Genomic DNA, 25,857 nt, shown 5'->3' with positions numbered 1-25,857 from the left:
GATAGGTTCCGCGTCGGCAGGGAGGGCCGAGTCGGCCGGGGGGTCGGATCGTCGCTCGATTGTCGCTGAGGCGTTGCGCAAGATTGATGATTTGACGGCGCGGTTGGCGGTGGCTGAGGCCGGGGATACTGAGCCGATCGCGGTGGTGGGTTTGGGTTGTCGTTTTCCTGGTGGGGTGGATGATCCGGCCGGTTTTTGGCGGTTGTTGTGTGCTGAGGGGTCGGGGATTGTTCGGGTTCCGGCGGAGCGCTGGGATGCGGATGCGTTTTATTCGTCGGATCATTCGGTGCCGGGGACGATTTGTTCTCGTGAGGGCGGGTTTTTGACGTCGTGGCGGCCTGATGAGTTTGATGCGGAGTTTTTTGGTATTTCGCCGCGTGAGGCTGATGCGATGGATCCTCAGCAGCGGTTGTTGATGGAGGTGGCCTGGGAGGCGTTGGAGCATGCCGGGATCACCAAGGAGGCGATCCGCGGCACCCAGACCGGCATTTTCGTCGGCATGACCACCAACGACTACGCCCTCAATATCGTCGGCGGTATCCGCCCCGCAGAAATCGATCCTTACGTCCCCTTCGGTAACGCCGCCAATTTCGCGGCCGGCCGGTTGGCGTATTTCTTGGGTGTGCATGGTCCGGCGATCATGTTGGATACGGCGTGTTCGTCGTCGTTGGTGACGATTCATTTGGCGTGTGCGAGTTTGCGGCGCCGCGAGTCGGATCAGGCGCTGGCCGCCGGGGTGAATTTGATGTTGACCCCGCAGAACAGTATTGCGACGTCGCGGTGGGGGATGTTGGCGCCGGATGGGCAGTGCAAGACCTTTGACGCCGGCGCGGACGGTTATGTGCGTTCCGAGGGTGCCGGGGTGGTGGTGCTCAAGCGGTTGTCGGATGCCCAGCGTGATGGTGACCGGATTTTGGCGGTGGTGCGGGGTTCGGCGGTGAATCAGGATGGGCCGTCGTCGGGTCAGACGGTGCCGTCGGGTCCGGCGCAGCAGAAGGTGGTGCGGGCGGCGTTGGCGTCGGCGCGGTTGGAGCCGGGCGATATCGATTATGTCGAGGCGCATGGTACGGGTACGGCGTTGGGTGATCCGATCGAGTTGGATGCGCTGTCGGCGGTGTTCGGTGAGCGGGGTTCGTCGGCGCCGTTGGTGTTGGGGTCGGTCAAGACCAATCTTGGTCATCTTGAATCTGCTTCTGGTGTTGCGGGTTTCATTAAGACGGTGTTGGCGGTGCAGCATGGGTTCATTCCGCGGCATTTGAATTTTTCGCAGTTGACGCCGAATGCGGGTGCGGGGGCGTCGAAGTTTGAGATTGCGGCGCAGGCGATGGGGTGGCCGGCGGTGTCTCGTGCGCGTCGGGCGGGGGTGTCCTCGTTCGGGGTGTCGGGCACTAATGCGCATGTGATCGTCGAGCAGGCTCCGGTTGTCGAGTCGGCGGAGTCTGCGGGGTCTGCTGAGGTGCCGGTGGTGAGCACGTTGGTGGTCTCGGGTAAGTCGCCGGCGCGGATTGCGGCCACTGCCGGGGTGTTGGCGCAGTGGTTGGCCGGTGATGGTGCCGAGGTGCCCCTGGCCGACGTCGCCCACACCCTGCGCGAACACCGCAGCAGCTTCCGCTACAGCGCGGGAGTCTGCGCCCGCGACCGCGACGCGGCCATCGCCGGGTTGGCCGCGCTGGCCGCCGGTGAGAGCGCCCCCGGCGTCGCCGAGCCGCGGATCCGACCCTCAAGCGCCCGACCGGTGTTCGTGTTTTCCGGTCAGGGTTCGCATTGGGCGGGGATGGGTCGTCGGTTGTTGGCTGATGAGCCGGTGTTTGCTGCGGCGGTTGATGAGTTGGAGCCGGTGTTTGTTCGCCAGGTGGGTTTTTCGCTGCGGGAGGTGATTGCCGGCGGCGTGGAGATCTCTGGTGATGCGCAGGTGCAGCCGGTGATCATGGGGTTGCAGTTGGCGTTGGCGGCGTTGTGGCGCTCCTATGGGGTGGTTCCGGATGCGGTGATCGGGCATTCGATGGGGGAGGTGTCTGCGGCGGTGGTGGCCGGGGCGCTGACCGTCGAGCAGGGTTTGAAGGTGATTGCGGTGCGGTCGCGGTTGATGTCGCGGCAGGCCGGTCAGGGTGCGGTGGCGTTGTTGGAGTTGGATGCCGGGGCCGTGCAGGAGTTGTTGGGGCGGTATCCGCAGGTGGCGGTGGCGGGGTATTTGTCGCCGCGGCAGACGGTGGTGGCGGGTTCGCCGGCTGATGTGGATGCGGTGATTGCGGCGGTGGCGGCCCAGGAGCGGTTTGCGCGCCGGGTCAATATGGAGGTGGCCTCGCATACGGCGTTCATGGATCCGATTTTGGCGGAGTTGCGGGCTGAGTTGGCTGATGTGGTGCCGGCGGCGGGGCGGATCCCGTTCTTTTCCACGGTCGTTGATCCGGGCGGGCCCACTCCGGTTCTAGATGCCGACTACTGGGCCGACAATGTGCGCCAGCCGGCCCGGGTCAGCCAGGCCATCAATGCCGCGGCACAAGATCACGGCACCTTCATCGAAATCAGCCCACACCCGCTGTTGACGCACTCGATCATCGAAACGGTCGAGGCCGCCGCGGGCGAACCGGCGACGGTGGCGTCCACGCTGCGCCGGGGCGACGACGAAACCCTGAGCTTCCACCTGCAGCTCGCCGAACTGGGCCTCGGCGGTAACGGCGTCAGGGCCGGCAGCTTCGCCGAACTGCCCACCGCCCCATGGCAACACACCCACCATTGGCTCTCCGCACCCGCGCGGTCCGGCCAGGCGCTCGACGTCCACCCGCTGCTGGGTGCCCACGTCGAGCTGCTCACCGGCCGCGACCACATCTGGCAGACCGACCTGAGCGCTGAGCTACTGCCGTGGCTGACCGAGCATCAGGTTGGGGGACAAACCGTGCTGCCGGCAGCGGCGCTGATCGAGATGGCGCTGGCAGCGGGCAGCCAAGCACTCGCGAAGCCCGTCGGGTCGATCACGGTGACCGGCCTGGCGATCGAACAGCCGCTGGTAATCGACGGCGCCATGCAGATCACCACGCAGCTCAGCGGCGCGGAGGCGCAGCCCCGGATCGAGATCCACGCCCGGTCGGCCGGCGAAGCCTGGTCGCGATATGCCCACGCCGAGATCGCAGCGGCCGGGCAGCCGGCCGAGACCCCCTCGGGGCAGAGCGTGCTCACCCTGCCCGATGATGTCGCCACCCATCCCGCCTACCAGCTGCACCCGGTGCTGCTCGATGCCGCGCTGCGGCAACTTGCGGCGGCGATCCCCGGCGGCGAGGCCGATGCCCTCGGTTATGCGCCGACAGCGGTGGCCGCCGTACGGGTGTTCGCGCCTGCGGGACGCCAGGTGCGTTGCCACACCGAGGTGACCGGCGGCGAGGACGGGGCCGCCGTGGGCCGGGTCGTTCTCACCGACGAGGCGGGCGCCACCCTGGCCGAACTCACCGGCATCGAACTGCGCCCGATCGACCCGCGCACGCTGCGGGTGCCGCTGGAGCAGAAGATCTTCGGCACGGAGTGGATCGAAACCGAGGCGCCGGAGTCCTCCGGCGCGGCCGACGGCAGCTGGCTGCTGCTGGCCGAACCCGACGCCGCCGACGGCGGGGCCGAGGACCTGGCCGCGGCCTTCGCCGCGCGGCTGACCGCCGCCAACCGCAAGGTCGTCACCGGGCCGTTCGCCGATCGGCCGGAGCTGACCGAGGCGGTCACGCAGGCCGCCGCCGATCCCGCGCACCCACCTGCCGGCATCGTGGTGTTCCTCGGACGGCGAAACGGCGACATCGCCGACCCGCAGGCACTGGCCCGTGCCCGCGACCTGATCTGGACGGCGTCGACGGCGGCCCGGGCAGCGGTCGAGGGCTGGGCGGGGACCAAGGGCGCGCGGCTATGGCTGGTCAGCCGCGGCGGGCTGGCGGTCGCAGGCGACGAACCGGGCGACCCGGCCATCGGTGCGCTCAAGGGTGTGATCCGCACCTGGCGGTTCCCCGGCGAACTGGCCCGGGTGCTGGCCGACGAACCGGACCTGGGCGCCACCCTGGTCGACCTGGATGCCGAGGCCGGCATCGAGGCCCAGGCCGACACGATGCTGGCCGAGCTGGGAGCCCCGCTGCGCGACGACGTCATCGCCTACCGCCGGCAGCAGCGCCACACCGAACGCCTCACCCGGGCCGCCCTCGACAGCGGGACGCCGCAAGCGGCCCAGGCCACCGTCCGCGCCGACGGCTCGTATCTGCTCACCGGCGGGCTCGGCGGGCTGGGCACCGTGGTGGCCCGCTGGCTGGCGGCCCGCGGCGCCGGGCGGATCATTCTCAACGGCCGCAGCGAGCCCTCCGAACAGCAGCGCGCAGTGCTCGAAGAGCTGTCTGCCCAGACCGAGGTCGCCTTCGTCGCGGGTGATATCAGTTCGCCGGGGGTGGCGCAGCGCCTGGTCGCCGCCGCCGAGGAGACCGGCCGGCCGCTGCGCGGCGTCGTACACGCGGCCGGCGTGCTCGGTGACGGGCTGGTGACGGCCGTGACCCCGGAGAGCCTGGAGAGCATCTGGGCGGCCAAGGCCGCCGGCGCGGCGCAGCTGCACGCCGCCACCGTGGACCGCCGGCTCGACTGGTGGGTGGGTTTCTCCTCGATGGCCGCCCTGCTGGGCCTGCCCGGCCAGCTCGGCTATGCCACCTCCAACGCGTGGCTCGATGCGCTGATGGCCTGGCGGCACGCCTCCGGCCTGCCCGCCACCGCCATCAACTGGGGACAGTGGTCCGATGTGGGCCTCGGAGCCTCGATGACCCTGAGCGTCCTGGATCCGATCAGCCCCGACGAAGGTGTCGAGGCGCTGGACGCGGTGCTCGGCGCCGGCTCCCTCGGGTCCCGGGTCGGGGTGGGACGGTTGCGCATCGACCGTGCGGTCGCCACCTCACCGGAGTTCCGCGACCTGACCTTCTTCGAGGACCTGGTCGGTGACGGCACGGCGGCCGGTGAGACCGGTGGACCGGGAAGCGGGGCGACCGCAGACCCGTCGGCTGCCGGGGCCCCGGACTGGGCGCAGATCCCCCCCGACCAGCGACGCGACGAGCTGGTGGTCAGGCTGCAGGCTATCCTTGCCCGCGAGCTCCGGACATCGGCGGCAGCGGTCGACGTGGACCAGCCGTTCCCGGAGATGGGCCTCGACTCGATGATCGCGATGACGGTTCTGAAAGAGACACAGCAGCTGGTGGGAGTGGATTTGTCGGCGTCGATGCTGTGGAATCACCCCAGCATTTCAGCTTTGGCGACGCATCTGGTGGGATTGCTGTCATCACGGTACGCACCACAGGACGACGCAGTACAAGACGACGGTCATCTGACGTTCGACTCCACCGGCGGTGTGCTGGACGAGTTGTTCGATCAGGTCGAGTCGGCATCGACCGGGAGCGAGAGCGGTAGTTTTTGATGACGACGATCTTCAACAGGATGTCGGCGATGGGTGCCGACAAGCGGGGGGCCCTGACCGAGCAGTTCGAGAAGGCGTCGCGGATCGCCGCCGCCGAACCGATCGCGGTCGTCGGGATCGGCTGCCGATTCCCCGGTGACGCGTCGGGTCCGGAGGCCTACTGGGACCTGCTGGCCAACGGCCGCGACGCGATCACCGAAATCCCCCCGGACCGTTGGGACGCCGACGAATACTACGACCCTGACCCGCTGGCGCCGGGGCGGATGTCGTCGAAGTGGGGCGGCTTCATCTCCGATGTCGCCGGTTTCGACGCCGACTTCTTCGGGATCTCCCCGCGCGAAGCCGAGGCGATGGACCCGCAGCAGCGGCTGATGCTGGAGGTGGCCTGGGAGGCGCTCGAGCACGCCGGGATGTCTCCGGAACGGCTCTCCGGTATCCGCTCCGCGGTGATGATGGGTGTGTATTACACCGAGTACCAAGGAATTTCTGCGTCCAACCCGGATGCGATTGACGGCTACTCGGCCACCGGCAACGCCCACGCCGTCGCCGTCGGCCGCATCGCCTACCTGCTGGGCCTGCGCGGGCCGGCGATCGCGATGGACTCGGCATGCTCGTCGTCGCTGGTCACCATCCACATGGCCTGCCAGAGCCTGCGGATGCGCGAGAGTGACCTGGCCCTGGCCGGCGGGGTCAGCCTCATCCTGCGGCCGGAGACCCAGATCGCGATGGCCAAGTGGGGGATGCTCTCCCCGCGCGGCAGATGCCACACCTTCGACGCCGGGGCGGACGGGTTCGTCCGCGGCGAGGGCGCCGGGATCGTCGTGCTCAAGCGCCTCACCGACGCCATCCGCGACGGCGACCGGGTGGTGGCGGTGGTGCGGGGCTCGGCGGTCAATCAGGACGGCAGGTCCAACGGGCTGACCGCGCCGAACACCATCGCACAAAGTGATGCGATCACCCGGGCGCTGCGCAGCGCCGATGTCGCGGCCGGCTCGGTGAACCTCATCGAAACCCACGGCACCGGAACCGGTTTGGGCGACCCGATCGAATTCGAGGCGCTCGCCGAGGTCTACGGACGCGGCGCCGACCGTTGCGCGCTGGGGGCGGTCAAGACCAACATCGGCCACTTGGAGGCCGCCGCCGGCATCGCCGGGTTCATCAAGGCCGCGCTGGCGGTGCAGCGGGGGCAGATCCCGCCGAACCTGCACTTCTCCAAGTGGAATCCGGCGATCGACCCGTCCCCGACGCGGCTGTTCGTCCCCACCGAGATGACGCCCTGGCCGGCGGCCGAGGGCCCGCGGCGTGCCGCGGTGTCGTCGTTCGGACTGGGCGGCACCAACGCGCACGTGGTGATCGAACAGGGACCGGATCCGGTTCCCGCACCGGCTCCGGCGGACCCGGTGACCACGCTGGTGATCTCGGGCAAGACCGAGCAGCGGGTGGCGGCCTGGGCCGCGACGCTGGCCGACTGGATGAGTGGCCCGGGCGCCGAGGTGCCGCTGGCCGATATCGCCAACACGGTCAACTACCACCGCAGCCGGTATGCCAAGTTCGCCACCGTCTGTGCACTCGACACCGAGCAGGCGGTTGCCGGACTGCGGGCGGTCGCCGGCGGATACCCGGCACCCGGCGTGGTCGGCACGCACACTGCGCCCAGCGGTCAGGGCGGCAAAGGCACGGTGTTCTTGTACTCGGGCCAGGGATCGCAGTGGGCCGGTATGGGCCGTCAGCTGCTGACCGATGAGCCGGCGTTCGCCGCCGCCGTCGACGAACTCGAGCCCGATTTCGTCGAGCAGGTCGGGTTCTCGCTGCGCGGCGTCCTGGAATCCGGGGAGCCGGTGGTCGGTATCGACCGCATCCAGCCGGTGCTGGTGGGCATGCAGCTGGCCTTGACGGCGCTGTGGCGATCCCACGGGGTCGAGCCGGACGCGGTGATCGGGCACTCGATGGGGGAGGTGGCCGCCGCGGTGGTGGCCGGTGCGCTGAGCCCCGCGGACGGCCTGAAGGTGATCGCCACCCGCTCGAAGCTGATGGCCCGACTGAGCGGCCAGGGCGCGATGGCACTGCTGGAACTGGACGCCGAGGCCGCCGAGAAGCTGGTTGCCGCGCACCCGGATATCACCGTGGCGGTGTATGCGGCGCCGCAACAGACGGTGATCGCCGGCCCGCCCGACCAGGTCGACGCGGTGGTCGCGATCGTGGACGCCCAAGGCAAGCTGGCCCGGCGCGTCGAGGTGGACGTGGCCTCGCATCACCCCACCGTGGACCCGATCCTGGGCGAGCTGCGGACCGCGCTCGCCGACTTGGCGCCGTCGGCTCCGAAGATCCCGCTGATCAGCACGGTCGGTCAAACCGGAAGCGACACACCTGCTTTCGACGCCGAATACTGGGTGCACAACCTGCGCAACCCGGTGCGGTTCGGCCAGGCCGTCACCGAGGCCGCGGCCGGTCACGCCAGCTTCATCGAGGTGAGCCCGCACCCGCTGCTGTCCCACGCGATCAACGGGACCCTGGAATCGGCACGGCCTGCCGGCGATCACGTCGTGACCGGCACTCTGCTGCGCGATCAGCCCGAGGCCCTGAGCTTCCACACCAGCCTGGCGACCGTCGCACCGCCGTCGGCCGACGCACCGCAACCCGACGGCGGGGTCGGGCGCGTCGACCTGCCGCCGCGTCCTTGGCAGCATGTCCGGTACTGGGCGGGCGCGAACGCCGCCAGCCGGCACTCGGCGGATGCGCATCCGCTGCTGGGCGTCCACGTCGAGCTGCCGGCCGGCCACGGCCACGTCTGGCAGGCCGATGTGGGCACCGACATCGTCGCGTGGATGGCGCACCACAAGGTGCACGGCCAGGTCGTGATGCCGGCCACCGGTTTCGCCGAGATGGCGCTGGCCGCCGGCGGCGAGGCCCTGGACCTGCCCCCGTCGGCGGTCGCCGTCAACCGCGTCGAGGTCGAGCAGATGCTGCGGGTCGACGAGCGGACCGAGGTCACCACCCGGCTGCTCCACGACGTCGAGGGCTCCGACGAACTGCGAGTGGAGATCCATTCCCGTGCGCCCGGGGGCGCCTGGTCGCGCCATGCGGTCGCCCGCGTCGCCGCCGCGGAGCCGGCCACCGCCCCGTCGCGCCCGGCGACACCGTCCACCGGCGGCACCACGTTGTCCCCGGCGGACCTGTACACGGCGCTGCGCCGTACCGGCCTGCAGCACGGGCCCGCATTCGCGGCGTTGACCCGGATCGTCCGCAAGCCCGGGGGCGCCTCGGAGGCCGAGATCGTGCTACCCGACGAGGCGACCGCACACCGCGGCTACCGGATTCACCCGGTCATGCTCGACGCGGCACTGCAGTGCCTGGCGGCGGCGCTGCCCGACGAGTCGCTCAACGGAGCGGGCGCCGGGGCAGAGGAGGCCACCTATCTGCCGGTCGCGGTCGAGACCATCCGGGTGTTCGGCGAGGTGGGTCGGCGGGCCCGCGGCTACGCCGAGTTGGTCAGCCACGACGACGGCGGAATCCTGGGGCGGGTCACCCTGACCGACGACACCGGCACGATCACGGCTGAACTCGGCGGGATCTATCTGCAGCGGGTGCAGCGCCGCACGGTGCCGCTGCCGTTGACCCAGAAGATCTTCGACACCGAATGGGTCGACGTCCCGGTACCCGCGCAGCCGCCCGCCGCTGCCGACGGTAGCTGGCTGGTGCTGACCGACGGGTCTGAAAGTGAAACGCTCGCAGCTGATTTCGCGCAGCGGTTCGCTTCCGAGAGCCGCCGGGTGATCACCGCGGACCTGCGAAGCGAACCCGCGGTGCGTGAAGCGTTCTCGCGGACCGCCGACGACCCGGACCGGCCCCCGGTGGGGGTGCTCGTTCTGGCCGCTCGGGGGGACTTTGACGGCTCGGAAAGCTCGGATGCACCCGCCCGCGGTCGCGATCTGGTCTGGTCGGTCGTCTCGACGGTGCGCACCATCGTCGGCGGCTGGCACGGCACCGCGCCGAGGTTGTGGCTGGCGGGCCGCAACGGCCTGAGCGTGGGTGACGAGCACGGTGATCCGTCCATCTGCGCCCTCAAGGGGCTGGTGCGGGTGCTGGCCTACGAGCACCCCGACCTGCACACCGCGGTGGTGGACCTGGACGCCGGCAACGCCGACGCCGACCCGGTCGCGGCGCTGATCACCGAACTGGGACTGGCCGGCGCCGACGACGTGGTGGCCTGGCGCGGCGAGCACCGCTACGCCGAACGCCTCAAGCGGGCCACGCTGACCGCCACCGGGGCCCCGAGCGTGCGGCGCGACGGCGCCTACATCCTGACCGGTGGCCTAGGCGGCATCGGCCTGGTGGTCGCCCGGTGGCTGATCGACAACGGTGCGGCCCGCATCGTGCTCAACAGCCGCTCGCAGCCGTCGGAGGAGCAGCGCGCGGTGCTGGCAGAGCTCGAAGAACGGGCCCAGATCGCCGTCGTCTCAGGCGATCTCGCCACCGACAGTGTCGCGGAGAGCCTGGTGGCCGCCGCGGAGCAGACCGGGCTGACGCTGCGCGGTGTCATCCACGGCGCCGCGGTCATCGACGACCAGATCGTGGTCGGCATCGACAAGGACACCCTGGGCCGGGTGTGGGCGCCCAAGGCCGCGGCAGCGCTGCGGCTGCATGTCGCGACCGTCGGCAAGGAGCTGGACTGGTGGGTCGGGTTCTCCTCGACGTCGTCCCTGCTGGGGGCACCCGGTCAGGCGTCCTACGCCGCGGCCAGCGCCTGGCTGGACGGCCTGGTGGCGTGGCGGCGGGCCGCCGGTCTGCCGGCGATCACGATCAACTGGGGGCAGTGGTCCGGCGTCGGGGTCGCTCAGGACCTCAAGTTCAGCGCCCTGGACCCGATCGACCCGGTCGAGGGCATGGAGGCGCTGGAGGCCATCCTCGGCGGTGACCTCTCCCGGATCGGCGTCGCGCGGCTGCGCCTGGATCGGGTGGCCGCGGCCTTCCCGGAACTGCAGCAGCTCGGGTATTTCGCGACGCTGGCCGAAGAACTCGACCTCGACAGCGAGGACGACGACTGGCCGGGTCCCGAAGGGCTGCGCACGCTCGATGCCGCCGAGGCCGCCAAGGTGGTCACCGCCCGGCTGGGCGGTCGGATCATGGCGATCATGGGCTACCCGAAAGACAGTGCGATCGACCCCGCTCGCCCGCTGACCGAGCTGGGCATGGATTCACTGATGGCCGTGCGCATCCGCAACACCGTCCGCGGTGACTTCGGAGTGGAGCCGCCGGTGGCGCTGCTGCTGCAGGGCGCTTCACTGACCGACCTGGCGGCCGACCTGACCCGGCAACTGGGCCTCGCCGCGCCGGAAGCCGCGGACGGCGCCAACGATGTCGGCGGTGTTCGGAGCCGGGCGCAGCAGCGTGCCGCGGCGCGGCAGCGGGCGGCGTCACGGCGAAAAGTAGGAGACCGAACGTGAGCACCAACAACGAAGTGCCGCCCAACGCGATCGCGGTCGTAGGCATGGCCGGGCGGTTTCCCGGCGCCCGCACCCTGACGGCGTACTGGGACAACCTGCGGCGCGGCACCGAATCCATCGTGACGTTGTCCGAAGACGAGCTGCGGGCCGCCGGCGTCAGCGACAAGGCGCTGGCCAACCACAACTACGTGCGGCGCGCCGCGCTGCTCGACGGCATCGAGGAGTTCGACGCGGGCTTCTTCGGGTTCACCCCGTTGGCCGCGCGCACCATGGACCCGCAGCACCGGCTGTTTTTGCAGACGGCCTGGCACGCCCTCGAAGACGCCGGTTACCAGCCCGGCGAGCTCGAGGGCTCGGTCGGCGTCTATGGCACCAGCACCACCAGCGGCTACCTGCTGCACAACCTGATGTCGCACTACGACCCGAACCAGATCATCGGGCAGGGCGTCAGTTTCGACATGGTCAACCTGTCGCTGCAGAACGACAAGGATTACCTGGCCACCCGGGTGGCCCACCAGCTCAACCTGCGCGGGCCGGCACTGTCGGTGCAGACGGCCTGCTCCTCGGCGCTGGTGGCGGTGCACCTGGCCTGCCAGAGCATTCTCAACGGCGAATGCGACATGGCGCTGGCCGGCGGGTCGTCGCTGCGTGTTCCGCACCACGTCGGGTACTGGCACGAGCCCGGTTCGATGGTGTCGGCGACCGGGCACTGCCGGCCGTTCGACGTGCGGGCCGACGGCACGATCTTCGCCAGCGGGGTCGGCGTGGTGGTGCTCAAGTCGCTGGCCGACGCGGTCGACGACGGTGACCGTATCCACGCGGTGATCCGGGGCTCGGCGCTGAACAACGACGGCGCCGTCAAGATGACCTATGCCGCGCCCACCGCGGCCGGGCAGGCCGACGTGATCGCCGAGGCGCACGCGGTCGCCGAGGTCGACGCCTCCACCATCAGCTACATCGAGTCGCACGGCACCGGCACCCCGCTGGGCGACCCGATCGAGATCGAGGGCCTGCGACAGGCTTTCGCGGTCTCGGAGGAGCAGCGGTCCGGACCCTGCTACGTCGGCTCGGTCAAGTCCAACATCGGGCACCTGGAGTCGGCAGCCGGCATCGCCAGCCTGATCAAGACCATCCTGTGCCTCAAGCATCGGGCGATCCCCGCCACGCTGCACTACACCAGCCCGAACCCGGAACTGCATCTCGACGACGGGCCGTTCCGGATCCGCGGCGAGTTCGGGCCCTGGGAATCCGACGGCATCCGTCGGGCCGGTGTCAGCTCGTTCGGGGTCGGCGGCACCAACGCGCACGTCATCGTGGAGGAGTGGGCGGAGGAGTCCGCGCAACCCGCGCCCCGGCCGGGGCCCCAGGTGCTGCTGCTGTCGGCACGTACCGCTGAGGCGTTGCAGCAGGGGCGGTCGGACCTGGCCGAGGAGCTGGCTTCGGCCGGAGATGACGGTTCGGACACCGATGCGGCGAACCTGACCGACGTGGCCTACACGCTGGCCCGCCGGAAGCCGGAGAACCTCCGGCTGGCCGCGGTCGTCGCCGACCGCGCCGACGCCGCCGCCGTGCTCGGAACCGAGGAGAGCGAGAACGTCTTCATCGGCGAGGGTGTGACTGATGCGCCGGAGACCGACCGGGTGGTGTTCTTGTTCCCCGGTCAGGGCGCGCAGCACATCGGGATGGCCCGCGGGCTCTATGACACCGAGCCGGTGTTCGCGGAGTACTTCGACCGCTGCATCGCCGGATTCGACGCCGAACTGGGCTATGACCTGCGTGCGGTGATCTTCGAGGGCACCTCGCGCGACCTCGAGCGCACCGATCGCACCCAGCCCGCGCTGTTCACCGTGGAATACGCGCTGGCGAAACTGGTCGAACACTACGGGGTGCGTCCGGCGGCGCTGGTGGGCCACAGCATCGGCGAGTACGCCGCGGCCACCGTCGCCGGTGTCTTCGATCTCGACACCGCGATCAAGGTGGTGGCGATGCGGGCGCGGCTGATGCACGCCGCCCCGCGCGGCGTCATGGTGGCGGTGCCGCTGAGCCCCGACGCGGTCGGGCCATACCTGACCGGCGAGGTCGACCTGGCCGCGGTCAACGATCCCGACGGCTGTGTGGTCGCCGGGAGCGAGGCGGCCGTCCGGGAGTTCTCCGAGTCGCTCAAGCAGGCCGGGATCAACGCGCGCCGGGTGCGCACCTCGCATGCGTTCCACTCCCGCTTGATGGAGTCGATGATTCCGGAGTTCACCGGTTTCCTGTCCCGTCAGACACTGCGCGAGCCGCAGATCCCGCTGCTGTCGAACCTAACCGGCACTCACATGGCGGCCAGCGAAGCCACCAACCCGGCGACGTGGGCACGCAGTGTGCGGGCGACGGTGCGCTTCGCCGACGAGATCGACACCCTGCTGAACGATCCGCACCGCGTCCTGGTGGAGGTCGGCCCCGGGGCCACGCTGACCGCTTCGGCGGCCCGCCATCCCAAGTTCGCCGCCGGGCACCGGACCGTCCGGCTGATGCGCCACCACGCCCAGAACCGCGACGACCGGGACGCCTTCCTGCTGGCGCTCGGCCAGCTTTGGGCTGCCGGCGTCGACGTGGACTGGTCGCCGCTGCGCGGTGACTACCAGCCCAAGCGCGTCACGGTGCCGGGGTATCCGTTTGAGCGTCAACGGCATTGGCTGGAGCACAACGCCGGTGCCACCTGGGTGTCCGGCGCCGCGGCGACCAACGGGGCCGCGGCGGGCGGCTCGGGCGGCTCCGACCGTGCCGGCGGCTCGGCCGGGCCGTCGATGGAGGCGACGCTGCAACGCATCTGGGCGGTCTGCCTGGGGGTCTCTTCGGTCGACCGCAATGCCAACTTCTTCGACATCGGCGGCGACTCGCTGGTGGCGATCAGTGTCGCGATGGCCGCCTCCCATGAGGGGATGGACCTCACCCCGCAGGACCTCTACGACAATCCGACGGTTTCGGCGCTGGCCAAGGCACTGACCGCCCGCTACGCCGCCGGCGGGTTGGGCCGCCAGTCTCTCGGCGACGTCGAGCACCCGCCGGTTCCGCCGAACATCACCTACTTCCTGGAGAACGGTGTTCGCGAGCACGGTCACTGGCGCATTCCGCTGATCCTTCGGCTGCGCCCCGACGTCGCGGTCGAGGACGTGCGTTCGGTGCTCACCGCGGTGGTCAATCACCATGACGCGCTGCGGTTGCGCATCACCGAGCGCGCCGGCACCTGGGAACAGCACGTCGCCGAACCCGGCGACTTCGGTGAGATCAGCACCCATTCGCTGCCAGAGGGTCTGACTGCCGAGCACGACGCGGTGCGCACCATGTTGACCGAACACATCCGCGAGCAGGATCTGTCCTGCCCGCCGCTGACCGCGCTTTACATCCGGGGTTCGGCGGGCGACGTGTGTTATCTGGGGCTGAGCCTGCACGCGGCCGTCGGCGACGAGGCGTCGCGCGACATCCTGCTGACCGACATCTTCACCGCGTTCGGCCAGAAGCTGGCGGGCAACGACATCGAGCTGCAGCCGGTCGGCGTCGGATGGGCCGAATGGTCGCAGCGCTGCGCCGGACTCGCCACCCATCCGGCGGTGTTGGAGAGCCGCGAATACTGGTTGCAGGCAACCAAAGCCGCCACCTTGCGGGTAGGCGCGGAGGTCTCCGAACCGCCGGCGGCGGCCGATCTGGCCAAGCTCACCTCGACGCTGGGGGCGGCCGAGTCCAGCGAGATCGACGACGCCCGCCGCCGGCTGCGGGTGCCGATCAACGAGATCCTGCTGGCCGGGCTGAGCCGGGCGCTGGCATCCACAGTCGGTGAGGGCACGGTGGCCGTCGACATGGGGGGAGCGGGCCGTTCGGTACTCAAGCCCGACGTCGACCTGCGGCGCACGGTGGGGTGGTTCACCACCGTCTACCCGGTGGCGCTGAGGTGTTCCACCGACGCGAAGACCAGCGCACGGCAGCTGCTGGAAGAAGTCCACCAGACGCTGGGCGGGGTGCCGCATTACGGGATCGGCTACGGGCTGCTGCGCTACCTGTATGCGCCGACCGCGCGGCTGTTCGGGTCGGTCCCACCCGCCGACATCCACTTCGCATACGTCGGGGCGCTGCCCGAGCTGCCGTCGGCCGGTGATGCACCGGTGCAGTTCGACCCCGACATCGCGATGCCGGTGCGCGAGGGTCTGCCCGGCCTGGGGCACGCGTTGGAGTTGCGGGCCTACCGCACCGCCGGAGTGCTGCACCTGGACTGGTGGTACGACGGCCGGCGGATCGAGGAGTCCGCGGTGCGCTCGATCGCCGACCACTTCTCGACGGCGGTGATGGACCTGGTCCGCGAGGCCATCGCCGAAGACGACATGGAGTCCACCGACGACGAGATGACCCTGGTCGAGCTGTCCTAGGTTAGGAGAACCGGAAAGTGTTTGCCACGTCGGTCATTCGGAAGCTTGCGATCAGTGAGGAGATGCTCGCCGAGACCCACAATTTCGTGGGTCTGGCGGCGCACGTCACCGGTCCGGTCGACATCGACCTGCTCTCGGAGGCCTACGAGGCGCTGCTGGAGGCGCACCCGATCCTCACCGGGCGACTGGAGCGCTTGCCCGACGGCCGGCATCAGTTCGTCACCGACGATCTGATGCCCGACGGCATCGAGGTCATCGAACTCGCTCGCCCCGACGCTGAGCCTCCCGCACCGCATTTCGACCAGACAGAATCGCTGGTGGCGATGCGGGTGATCATTCGGGACGGGCAGGCGCAGCCGACCCTGTATGTGCATCACGCCGTCGCCGACGGTCATCACATGTACGCACTGATCGAGGAGATGCTCTCCTTCTACACCGATCTGGTCACGACCGGAAGAATCGGCGCGATCAATGTCGAGCCGGCACCGCAGTCGATCGAAGCGGTGCTGGCCGACCGGGGGATCGAGAAGCAGAAGCGGTCCGGGATCGAGCGCTTCATGCCGGCGCTGTTCGCCTACGACCTTCCGCCCACCCGCCGGGCCGTCACCGACCAGACACCGTCCTCGCCGGTACGGGTGCCGATGGCCTCGTGCCGGCTGACCGAAAGCCAGACCAACGACGTGGTCGCCTTCGGCCGGGCCCACGACCTGAGCCTGCACGCGGTGCTCTCGGCGGCGGTGCTGATGGCCGAATGGCAGCTGCGCGGCAAACTGAGCATCCCGGTGCCCTACGTCTACACCGTCGACCTGAGATACTTTCTGTCACCGCCGGTTTCGGCCACCGGCTGCACCAACCCGATCGGGCTGGCCACCTATCTCGCCGAGATCGACGCGAAGACCGACCTGGTCGACATGGCCCGCGACATCGCCGAGAACTTCCAGAAGGACCTCGACGAAGGCGTCATCCAGCAGTCCCGGTTGCACTTCAGCCCGCAGTACGTCGGCAACCCGCCCGGCATGCCGGACGTCGTGGTGCTCAGCAACAACGGCCTGGTGCCGCCGGTGCGGACCCCACCGGGGGTGGAGGTGACCACCACTCACGGTGAGCTGTATTTCGCGGTGAGTGCCGGCATCGACATCTACTTCACCCAGATCTTCGCCGGCCAGCTCAACATCGAGTACCACTCGCACGGGCCCGAGCCGGAGCGCTCGGTGGAGACGATCCGCGCCCTGCTGTGCGATATCGCCGCGCAGCACGCGGCCGCAGCCGGCGTCAGCTGACCGGGCCGAAAGCGTAGCGGTGGTACTGCAGCATTCCGCGCAGCGGCGGCACCGCGCGAGCCACCCGGCTGGATCGCCGGAATGGGGCGGGCACCCGGCTGAAGGTCTCCGCGTCGAAGAGGTTGGCGGCGGCCAGCAGCCGGACACCGGTCACCTTCTCGAGGATGTCGCCGGGGGCGTTGACCGCCCAGTGCAGTGTGGCACCGGACTGGCGCTGCAGCCGGTGGGTCTTCTGCGTCTTGATCCCGAACCAGTTGTAGAAGTCGATCTGCAGTTCTCCGGCGGGGAAGCGGTCGACAATGCTCTGCAGCAGCGCCACGCCGTCGGATTCGGTCAGGTACATGCTGATGCCCTCGGCCAGCAACAGCACCGGGCGATCGGCGGGGATCTCGTCCAGCCAGGACGGGTCGGTCGCCGAGGTCGCCATCAGGTGATAACCCGGGCGGTCGGGATAGATCTGCTCGCGCAGTGCGATCACCGGCGGTTGGTCGACGTCGTACCACGCCACCTCCGGCCCCGGGTTGATCCGGAAGACGCGGGCGTCCAGGCCGCAGCCCAGATGGATGACGGTGGCGCCCGGGTGCGCGGCCAGGAACTGGCGCGCCCAGATGTCGTACTGGGCCGTGCGCACCGTCACCAGCGGCGCCCACCGGCCGGGGGCTTTCAGAGCGTCCCAGTCGAAATCGATGCGCGCGACCGCCTCCTTGGCGAAGCGATCGCCCAAGACCGGGGAGTCGAAATCGGCGTCGAGTGCCTTGAGGTACAGCGTCGTCAGCATGGTCGCGGCGGCACCGTGCAGGTCGACGGGGATCTTGTCTGCCACGTCGGCGAGCCTAATACGCTGGACGGGCACTCGATGCACCGCACGGTCGAACCCGGCGCTTCAGCGAGGCTCGACGGAGGAGAGTCGAAGCTGGGACCGCCGCATGAACCAGGAGGCACACATGGCGGATGAGACCAAGGACGGCGGGCGGGCGCCGCGGATCCTGTTGCTGTATTACAGCTTCACCGGGCAGGCGCTCAAGGTGCTGGAGACAGCCGGCGAGGTGTTCGCCGAGCACGGCTGCGAGGTGGTCAAAGCCGGGATCGAGTTCACCGATCCGCGCTACGCACAGCGGTTCTCGCGGTTCCCGATGCGGCGAGTGTGGCCGGACATGCTCAGCGTGCTCAAGGCCCAGCAGCGCGGCGAGACCGGCGAGATCCGCACCCCCGATGCCGTGCGCGAGGGCGACTACGACCTGATCTGCATCGGTTCGCCGACCTGGTGGAAGGCGCCGGCCATGCCGATCCGGTCCTTTCTGCAAACTGAAGAGGCGCGAAAGCTGTTGGACGGCAAACAGTTTGTAGTGTTCACCGTGTGCCGCGAGTACTGGCAGGAGAACTACGCCGAAGTCGCTCGGCTGGGGGAGCAGTGCGGTGGCCGCTACACCGACGAGATTCACTTCACCTATCCCGGCGACCCGCTGCGCTCGATGCTGTCGCTGACCAGCTATCTGGGCAGCGGGCGCTACCGGAAGCGCTACCTGGGTCTGCGCCTTCCTCCCACCAACGTCCAACCCGAGCAACTGGACCGGGTCCGCAAGTTCGCCGCGGACCTGGCCGCCCGCTTGTTCGGCAGATAGCCGACAGCAGGGAGAGAAAGGCACAGATGCCCCGTTCCTTCGACATCGTCTTCGAGTCGCCCGCGAGTGTCGAGCAGGTGCATGCCGCGTTCGGCTCGCGCGACTACTGGCTGGCCCGTAACGCCGAGTTCGATGGCGGCGAGAAGACACTGGACTCACTGACCGTCGACGCGGATGGTGTGGTGCGGGTGGTGGTCACCGAGGATCTGCGCCACGGCGCGCTGCCGGGGATCCTGACCAAGGTCTACCGCGGTGACCTCAATATCGTCACCACCGAGGTCTGGACTCCCACCGGGGACGGCCGGGTCAACGGCGACATCGATGTCGCCGTTATCGGGGCGCCGGGCCGCGGCGGCGGCACCGCCGTGCTGCAACCTGCCGGCAGTGGTTCGCGGATGGACCTGACCGGGACCATCGAATTCAAGATCCCGCTGGTGGGCGGGCCCATCGAAAGCTTCCTGGCGAAGGAGTTCGCCCAGGGAATCCCGGAGATCCAGCGGTTCACCGCGGAGTGGCTGAGCGACAGGAACGGAAAATGACAGGGCCGGATGCGCCGCGGTTCACACCCACCCATGTACCGGGCACGGCGGAGGCGCTGGCCCGCCTCGACATGCCGCTGGGCGAGGCCATGATGACCCAGCGCGCGGTGCGGCGGGTCTACTCCGACCCGGTGGACGACGCCGTGGTGCTCAAGTGCATCGAGCTGGCCCAGCGGGCCCCCACCGGCAATGACGGGCAGAACTGGGAATTCATCGTCGTGCGGGACCGCCGCGTCAAGGAGGAACTTGCCAAGCGCTACCGGCAGGCGTGGAAGGTCCAGCGCGGGCTGGTATTGCGGCGCAGGCTCAAGACCGACCCGGCGATCGCCGGCATCGCGCGGGCCATGGAGTGGCAGATCGACCACTTCGCGGAGATACCGGTGCTGGTGGTGGCCTGCCTTCGCCTGGGTGCCCGAGAAGGGCGGCTGCCGGTGGTGCGGATGCCGCACATCGCCGAGTCTGCTTACTGGGGGTCGATCTACCCCAGCGTGCAGAACCTGCTGCTGGCCGCGCGCGCCATGGGGCTGGGTGCCTCGCTGATCACGCTGCCGCTGTGGAGCCAGCGGGCGGCGCGGCGCATCCTGGGCCTGCCGCACGCGGTCACGCCGTGCTGCATCGTTCCCCTGGGCTGGCCGCGCGGCCGCTACGGCCCCACTACCCGCCGGCCGGTCGGGGAAGTGGTCCACCTGGACAGCTACGGCAGCCGCGCATGGCTGGAAAAATAACCCGTTTTCGGATCAATTAGTCCATTTTTAAGGCGGAAAAGCCGCCCTATCTGTATCGGATATCGCGAAGTTCTGTTTTTATCGTTGTGCGCGTACCAATTGATGTAGATTCGCCCGATCCTGTGCGAAACGTTGGTCGGGGAGTCACAGAGATGGAGAAGCACACATCTGATACCAAGGTTGCCGCTGTCGCGGCGGCTGGGGTGGTTGCCGCGCTGGTCACGCCGGTGGCGGCGCCGGCGGGGGTCACCACCGGCGAGCGGGAGATCACGTTGGTCAATGCCGCCGATTCGCTGGTCAACATTCCGCTGAATTTGTTCCAGGCCATTGTCAACATTCCCAACACCGAGGTGGGGGCGTTGACCATCCTGGGCAACGCGCTGATGTACAGCGGGAACTGGTGGTCGCCGAGCGCCACCAATATCTGGGGCGAGGATCCCGGCGATCCGGGACATTTCATGGGCCTGATCGACCTGGCGTTTCCGTTCACGGCGATCTCCGGGCAGGGTAGCCCGGAACCCGGCGCCCCCGGCTTCGACTGGGACGCGGCGGCCGGCCACTTGGGGCTGGGGCAACAGCTCACCCTGCTCGCTGATGCGGAAATCCCGACGAGCGCCTCCAGCGACGCCGACTACAGCGCACCGCTGCTGCCGTCGAGTGAGATCACCGGCTCCTCGTTCCTCGACCACAACGCCTGGTTCTTCGCCACGCTGACCGGCCTGCAGCCCTACCCGCTATTCCAGAACTGGTTCGCAGTGCCGCTGTCGGATCTGATGGACGGCTATACCTTTCCCACGGTGATCAACCCGTCGATGGGGATCGGCACCGACAGTGCGGGAAACGCCGACGGCTCGGTGCCCGGCGATTCGGTCCTGGGTTTCGCGGGCACCCATCCGGCGACCCCGGGAGACATCGCGAACCTGCCGCAGGACGCCGCGACGCAGTCGCAGGGAATCCACGTGATTCCCGGCACCGATGAGGTCGTCAACGGCAACGGCTTTCCGGTGCACCTGATGCCGTGGTCCAACGAGACGTTCACGTTGGACCTGATGTATCCGTTCCAGAATTTCTTCAACAGCCTGCAGGTGCCGGTTGACCTGAACACCTACTTGAGCGGATTTCATATCCCCACGTTCGAAGAGTTCGGCCGGGCACTGCAGACCCTCGTCGCGGGCCTGATCATCGCTTTCGACCCGTCGTCGCCCGGGGACCCGTTCTGCGGGACCACCTGCCTGGCGAATCCGTCGACCACGCCCCTGGCGCTGGTGACCGGAATCGACAAGATGTGGCCCGGCAACCCTTACCTGGAGCACTGGCTCGCGCTGGCCACTGCAGACAGCCCACTGAATGCGTTCTACGGCACGGCCAACGGGCCGACACCGCACCAGGTCGATGTCAACAACGCGGTGTCGCAGTCGCTGCAGCAGTGGTTCGATGTCGGCAACGCGGCGCCGGATCACCCGCCGGCCAACATCGACACCCCGATCGCGGTGCCGCCGTCACCGGTGATGCAGCAGCTCATCGACTTCATGGCGGAGTCCGGGGTGCAGCGATTCTTCGCGGACTGGGCGAACCTGGCCGGCTACCAGCCGGTGGACTTCGATGACTTGATCCCGGTACTGGGGGCCGGTCCCGATATCGGCGACATCGCTAGCTCGGGATCGGGAACCGCGGACGGGTTCGCCGGACTGCTCGACGCCGTCGGCTTGGGGGATCTGGCCGCGCTGCTCTAGGTCGGTACCGAGCAGCCGCCGTGGCGATGGCAGCCACGGTGTCACGCGGTCAGACCCCGCCCACGGCCCGACCAGCACAGACCAGCCGATGACAACGATTATGAGGGACTGAGCGGACCGTAACGCAACACCCGTGTAAATTATCCCGTGCTCGCTTAGACACCCAGCCGTGACGCGGTTATGCTGTCACGGTTCGTGGGGACTAGAGGGGGAACTGTGATAGATGGTGTGACGCGTCAGCGCGGTGGTGCACATCGCGCGGCGCCGAAGCGACGGTACGCGGTCGCTGGCGCAAATCGTGCTCAGCGGCGGGCTGCGGCCGCCGGTGCGCATCGCGCGGTGCCTCAGCGCGGATTAGCGACCGCCGGTGCGGCGGTTGCGGCAGCAAGTGCCCTCGCGATCGCCCCGGTTGCGCCGGTCGCGCCGTGGGCGTCGGGTCTGACGGCCGCCGAGCGGGCGGTACAGCTCGCGGCGGAGGCCTCGATCCTGAACATCCCGTTCAACCTCTTCCAGGACTTCGTCAACATCCCATACAACGAGGTGTCGGCCACCAACGTGCTGGCCAACTCGTTCTTCTTCACCGGGAACTGGTTCACCCCCAGCGCCACCAACATCTGGGGAGAGGACCCGGGCGACCCGGGCCACTTCATGGCAGTGATGGACTACCTCTTCCCATTCGCACCCCAGCTATCTGGCCTGTACGACCCCACGATCGACCCGGATGCCCTGGCCAACGGCACCGCGGGCTGGGGCCAGCAGTTCGCGATGTTCGCCGCGGCCCTGCTGCCGGTCAGCGCGTCGTGTGACTCGATCCAGTGCTACCCGATGTCGCCGGTCGAGCCGATCACCGGGGTCACCGGTTTGGACGCGATGCTGAACTTCTTCGCGAAGTTCACCAACTTCCCCAATGACGACAACCAGCTGGACCTGTTCAAGTACTGGCTGAAGGTGCCGATCCAGCAGATGCTCGACGGCTACAAGTTCCCCGACACCCCGTACAGCGACCCCGACAACCCCACCTCCGGCGGTATCGCCAACCCGGATGCCGGTGTCGGTGAGGGCGGCGCGGTGCCGGGCGGGCCCATGTACGGCGGGCAGCCATGGTCCGGTGAGGCTCAGCCCGGCTTCGGCTACCCGGGAACGCATACCATTCTCGACGGGAACGGCGACCCCGTCACCGATGAGTACGGCAACCAGCTCAACCTGATGCCGTGGGCGGGCCTGACCTTCAAGTTGGACCCGTTCGGCCCCATGCAGAAGTGGTTCGACAGCCTGATGCAACCGGTCGACTGGAGCGTCAACGGCGACGACCCGCTCACCGGCTTCCACTTCGCCAGCTCGGACGATGTCTTCCAGGCCATGAAAGCCCTGATCGCCGGGATGGTCGTCGACTTCAACCCCTACGTCGCCGGCAGCCCGATGTGTCCGGGACTGTGCAATATGCCGCCGGTGTCCCCGCCATGGGGGGTGACCACCCTGGACCTGGTCAAGTCGATCCAGGCCGTCGGCGCTCCCAACCCGCAGATCCAGCAGTGGATCGATCTGACCGAGCAAGCGGGCGACAACGCCGTCGGCAACGCCAACGGCGGGACCGACGAGCAGATCTTGGCCGGTATTTCTGCGCTGCAGACCGGCATGTTCACCTTCGACGCGGACACCCACAACCAGATCATCGACTCGCTCGCGGCCATCAATCCCTGGTTGCCGGCACTGGTCGTCAACGGAGGGATCCTGACCGATCCGGGTCTGCTGGGGCCGTGGCCGATCAACCCGGAGACCGGCCACTACATGCCGCCGACCTGGAACCCCGACCTGCCGTTGGACATGCAGGAGATCGGCGACTACGGCGGCAAGAACTCGCTGCTGGTCTGGGACGACTTCCTGCACGCCCTGGACCCCGAGCACGACAGCGTCTATCTGGGGCTCACCGACCTATGGACAGAGATGTCGAGCTGGTTCAGCTTCTAGATCGGCACACCACGGCAGCCCGGCCCGCGTTTTGGCGGCCGGGCTGTCGTGCGCTTCCGGACCGGCGGACTTCGGTGCGATGCGTTGCACTTATTTAATGCTTTGGTAGATTACTTGCGTCTCTTAGAGCTACCTCGGCCCACTGCAATCGGAGGATCGTCGGGATGGTTGCTGGCCTGCGCTCGTGGTGTAGTGCTGGGCTGGCAATCACCACCGCGGGTTTCATCGCGGTCACTCCGGTCGCATCGCCCGTCCCGGAGGCCGCGGTGGCACACCTCGCCGGGCGCCTCACCGCCGATGAGTCGTTGCTGAACGTTCCGCTGAACCTCTTCCAAGCCCTCCTCAACGTTCCGGCGAACGAGATCCACGCGCTGGACACCCTGTCGAGGTCGCTGTTCTTCAGTGGCCCGTGGTTCGTCGGCAGCCCGACCAACATCTGGGGCGAGGACCCCGGTGACCTGGGGCACTTCGAGTCGGTCATCCAGCTGCTGGTGCCCTTCCCGGAGCTCTCCGGCGCCGGCCACGAGGGGGACTTCTTCTATCCGGGTCTGGGCCAGCAGCTGTCCATGCTGGCCAATGTCGAGATCCCGGTTCACCCGAGTTGTGCCAGCCTGGATTGTCTCCCGGCCATTCCGACCAGCCCCATTACCGGGTTCACCTGGATCGACCAGGCGGTGTGGAGCCTGCTGATCATCACGGGGGTGCAAAAGTTTCCGCTGATCGAGAACTGGTTCCAGGTTCCGTTCTCGGACATGATGGACGGCAATTCCTACTATTTCGACCCGAATTCACCGGGCATGATCAACAGCGGGCTGGCCCACGACGGGTTCCACTGGGAAGGCAGTCGCACCCTCGAGCAGCTGGGCCTGAACCCCGAGGACTACCCGAACATCGACCCGAACACGCCGTTGATGCCGTGGGCCGGATCGTCCTACGAGATGAACTTCGACCAACCGTTCATCAACTTCTTCAACAGCCTGATGCAGCCCTTCGACCCCGAGAAGTTCCAGCTGCCCGACCTGGTGGAGTTCGGCAGGGTGATGCAGGCGGTGCTCGCCTCGATGCTGGTGGCGTTCAACCCGTTCATCCCCGGCAGCCCGCTCTGCCCCGGTCCGTGCCTGCTGCCCGACCCGGACGGCAACATCCTCAACGCCGAGGACTGGAACATGCCCAGCTACTTCCTGCTGGCCAAGGCGGTCGGTGACCTGTGGCCGGGCAACCCGGTGATCGACCAATGGCTGGCCGCCTACGACGAGGGCACCGCCAATGTGTCGACCTCGGAGATCATCGACTACGAAGCGTGGCTGTGGCGGCTGGGTACGGTGCTGCTGGACCTGAAGAATCCGCTTCCGCCCGACGTGGTGATCGACACCAGCGACTTTCTTCCCAGCGTCGAGCAGATCCACGACTTCCTGGGTGACTACCTGTACAACATCGCCGACAACGTCGGGATCCTCGGGCCCTTCGATATCCAAGGGCTCTGGGATGCGTTGTTCGCCGTCACGGCCTAGTCGCCACCGGGTCGCCCGGTGGAGCCGGCCGACCCTGGCCTGCCACGGGCGACTTGCCGTCGCGTCCTAGGCCCCGATCAAACCGGACAGGTCCGGCAGGTACGGGTACAGATCCGGCAGCTCGGACTCCGGGAGCATCCCCAGATCGACCTGGGCGGCGATCCAGCCCTGCTCGAAGCCGAGTTGGAGATTCTGCGTCAGGGTCTCCCAGTCGATCGGCGGCATGCTCCACGACACGGGTGTGACGACGTCGGCCACATCGGTGCGGTCATAGCCCAGGTCGACCAGCACCCGCAGCGCCGGCTGAACCAGGTCGGCCATCGCCGGGCCGAACACCGGGAACGCCCGGATCCCGTCGAGCAGCGGCAGGTTCTGGGTCGGGATGAGGAAGTAGTCGGTGTTGACATCCTCGGCGGTCGGCAGCTGTACCGCGTCGGCGATCGAGTCGGGGTCGAACGTCGTCGGCCACCCCGGCAGCAGCGCCGGGTGCAGGTAGACGTAGCCGGCCATCGCGTTCGCCAGCGCGAAGAAGTTCAGCGGGTACTTCGGGAAGTCGGTCGCCCCGCTGTACTCGATGGTGTAGATGTCGGTGTGGTAGATGCCGTCCGGAGGCGTGACCGGCATCCCCGAGCCCTCGAAGCGGGTGAAGAACCCGCCGTTGGGATTGCCGAGGTTCTCCAGCAACACGAAGCTCAGCTGCTCCGGATCCGGCTGTTCGCCGGGCGGCAACGCAAGCAGGTTGATCAGCTCCTGAGTGGCCACCGCGGCGCTCATCGAGTAGCCCCAGACGGTGATGTTGTCACCGTTGGCCAGGTGCTCCATGATCGCTTTGTCGAGGTCGTCGACGCCCTGGGTCAGACCCGGGCCGTAATCGGTCTCCGGCGTGGTCACCCCGACGGGGGTGTAGCCGGGGAACGTCGGCTGACCGGGAAACGGATTCTGGGGGTTGAGGAAATCGGCCATGACCTGGTCGATGTACGAGTCCTTCGGGGTGGGCTGAAGAGCCGACCCCAAGATGAGCGCGGTGTCCTCGCCGAGCGCGACCCCCGCGCCGAGCATCGAGGTCAGCCCCATCAAGCCGGCGCAGCTCCCCGCCAACAGACCCGCCGTCAGCCATCGATAGCTGTAATGCGTCATCAAATCCCCCATTTACCTCAGACACACGACCGTGTCAGCGTACACAGGAACTCACCCCAGCGCCTGTCGAGGTGAC

Annotated in this window: 12 protein-coding genes; 10 read left to right on the top strand and 2 right to left on the bottom strand. The window is 68.4% G+C overall.

The window, feature by feature from the left end; translation table 11 throughout:
* The first annotated feature begins 1 nt into the window (after nucleotide 1).
* Genes BST28_RS00755 through BST28_RS00740 form a run of 4 tightly spaced genes read left to right on the top strand, consistent with a single transcriptional unit; the run spans nucleotide 2 to nucleotide 16,546 of the window.
* Nucleotides 2–5,419, top strand: coding sequence for a type I polyketide synthase (locus BST28_RS00755; RefSeq protein WP_083079565.1), 5,418 nt, complete (start codon nucleotides 2–4; stop codon nucleotides 5,417–5,419).
* A complete protein-coding gene (locus BST28_RS00750) occupies nucleotides 5,419–10,863 on the top strand; it encodes a type I polyketide synthase (RefSeq protein ID WP_083079461.1) in 5,445 nt (1,814 codons plus the stop codon). The genes BST28_RS00755 and BST28_RS00750 overlap by 1 nt, the downstream gene beginning before the upstream one ends.
* A complete protein-coding gene (locus BST28_RS00745) occupies nucleotides 10,860–15,266 on the top strand; it encodes a type I polyketide synthase (protein WP_083079459.1) in 4,407 nt (1,468 codons plus the stop codon). The genes BST28_RS00750 and BST28_RS00745 overlap by 4 nt, the downstream gene beginning before the upstream one ends.
* 17 nt (nucleotides 15,267–15,283) lie before the next feature.
* Complete coding sequence (locus BST28_RS00740; protein WP_019735601.1) at nucleotides 15,284–16,546, top strand: phthiocerol/phthiodiolone dimycocerosyl transferase family protein; 1,263 nt, start codon at nucleotides 15,284–15,286, stop codon at nucleotides 16,544–16,546.
* On the opposite strand, the gene BST28_RS00735 is transcribed toward BST28_RS00740, so the two are convergent.
* A complete protein-coding gene (locus BST28_RS00735; protein ID WP_083079457.1) occupies nucleotides 16,539–17,369 on the bottom strand; it encodes a class I SAM-dependent methyltransferase in 831 nt (276 codons plus the stop codon). The genes BST28_RS00740 and BST28_RS00735 overlap by 8 nt on opposite strands.
* 103 nt (nucleotides 17,370–17,472) lie before the next feature.
* Here BST28_RS00735 and BST28_RS00730 point away from each other — a divergent pair, with 103 nt between their 5' ends.
* The 6 genes from BST28_RS00730 (at nucleotide 17,473) to BST28_RS00705 (ending at nucleotide 24,644) form a co-directional block, all read left to right on the top strand.
* Nucleotides 17,473–18,168 carry a flavodoxin family protein gene (locus tag BST28_RS00730; RefSeq protein ID WP_083079455.1) on the top strand — a complete coding sequence of 232 codons (696 nt, stop codon included), beginning with the start codon at nucleotides 17,473–17,475 and terminating at the stop codon, nucleotides 18,166–18,168.
* A 26-nt stretch (nucleotides 18,169–18,194) separates the two neighbouring features.
* Nucleotides 18,195–18,707 carry a DUF2505 domain-containing protein gene (locus tag BST28_RS00725; RefSeq protein ID WP_019735604.1) on the top strand — a complete coding sequence of 171 codons (513 nt, stop codon included), beginning with the start codon at nucleotides 18,195–18,197 and terminating at the stop codon, nucleotides 18,705–18,707.
* Nucleotides 18,704–19,432, top strand: a complete 729-nt coding sequence (locus tag BST28_RS00720; RefSeq protein ID WP_065289450.1) for a nitroreductase family protein — start codon at nucleotides 18,704–18,706, stop codon at nucleotides 19,430–19,432. Before BST28_RS00725 ends, BST28_RS00720 begins: the two co-directional genes overlap by 4 nt.
* 152 nt (nucleotides 19,433–19,584) lie before the next feature.
* A complete protein-coding gene (locus tag BST28_RS00715) occupies nucleotides 19,585–21,165 on the top strand; it encodes a hypothetical protein (protein ID WP_133054275.1) in 1,581 nt (526 codons plus the stop codon).
* A gap of 339 nt (nucleotides 21,166–21,504) precedes the next feature.
* Complete coding sequence (locus BST28_RS00710) at nucleotides 21,505–23,133, top strand: hypothetical protein (RefSeq protein ID WP_065289452.1); 1,629 nt, start codon at nucleotides 21,505–21,507, stop codon at nucleotides 23,131–23,133.
* 164 nt (nucleotides 23,134–23,297) lie between these two features.
* Nucleotides 23,298–24,644 carry a hypothetical protein gene (locus BST28_RS00705; RefSeq protein WP_065289453.1) on the top strand — a complete coding sequence of 449 codons (1,347 nt, stop codon included), beginning with the start codon at nucleotides 23,298–23,300 and terminating at the stop codon, nucleotides 24,642–24,644.
* A 66-nt stretch (nucleotides 24,645–24,710) separates the two neighbouring features.
* On the opposite strand, the gene BST28_RS00700 is transcribed toward BST28_RS00705, so the two are convergent.
* Nucleotides 24,711–25,781, bottom strand: coding sequence for a PE-PPE domain-containing protein (locus tag BST28_RS00700; RefSeq protein ID WP_234808151.1), 1,071 nt, complete (start codon nucleotides 25,779–25,781; stop codon nucleotides 24,711–24,713).
* Nucleotides 25,782–25,857 lie beyond the last annotated feature (76 nt).

This window comes from Mycolicibacter kumamotonensis (assembly GCF_002086285.1).
Classification (GTDB): Bacteria; Actinomycetota; Actinomycetes; order Mycobacteriales; family Mycobacteriaceae; genus Mycobacterium; species Mycobacterium kumamotonense.
Note: the sequence above shows the minus strand (reverse complement) of the source record. Positions and strands in the feature narration are given on the sequence as shown.

Excerpts from the sequence above, each read along its gene's own strand:
- BST28_RS00705 (WP_065289453.1), top strand. The coding sequence starts at position 23,298 with ATGGTTGCTGGCCTGCGCTCGTGGTGTAGTGCTGGGCTGGCAATCACC.
- BST28_RS00715 (WP_133054275.1), top strand. The coding sequence starts at position 19,585 with ATGGAGAAGCACACATCTGATACCAAGGTTGCCGCTGTCGCGGCGGCT.
- BST28_RS00700 (WP_234808151.1), bottom strand. The coding sequence starts at position 25,781 with ATGACGCATTACAGCTATCGATGGCTGACGGCGGGTCTGTTGGCGGGG.
- BST28_RS00720 (WP_065289450.1), top strand. The coding sequence starts at position 18,704 with ATGACAGGGCCGGATGCGCCGCGGTTCACACCCACCCATGTACCGGGC.
- BST28_RS00750 (WP_083079461.1), top strand. The coding sequence starts at position 5,419 with ATGACGACGATCTTCAACAGGATGTCGGCGATGGGTGCCGACAAGCGG.
- BST28_RS00730 (WP_083079455.1), top strand. The coding sequence starts at position 17,473 with ATGAACCAGGAGGCACACATGGCGGATGAGACCAAGGACGGCGGGCGG.
- BST28_RS00725 (WP_019735604.1), top strand. The coding sequence starts at position 18,195 with ATGCCCCGTTCCTTCGACATCGTCTTCGAGTCGCCCGCGAGTGTCGAG.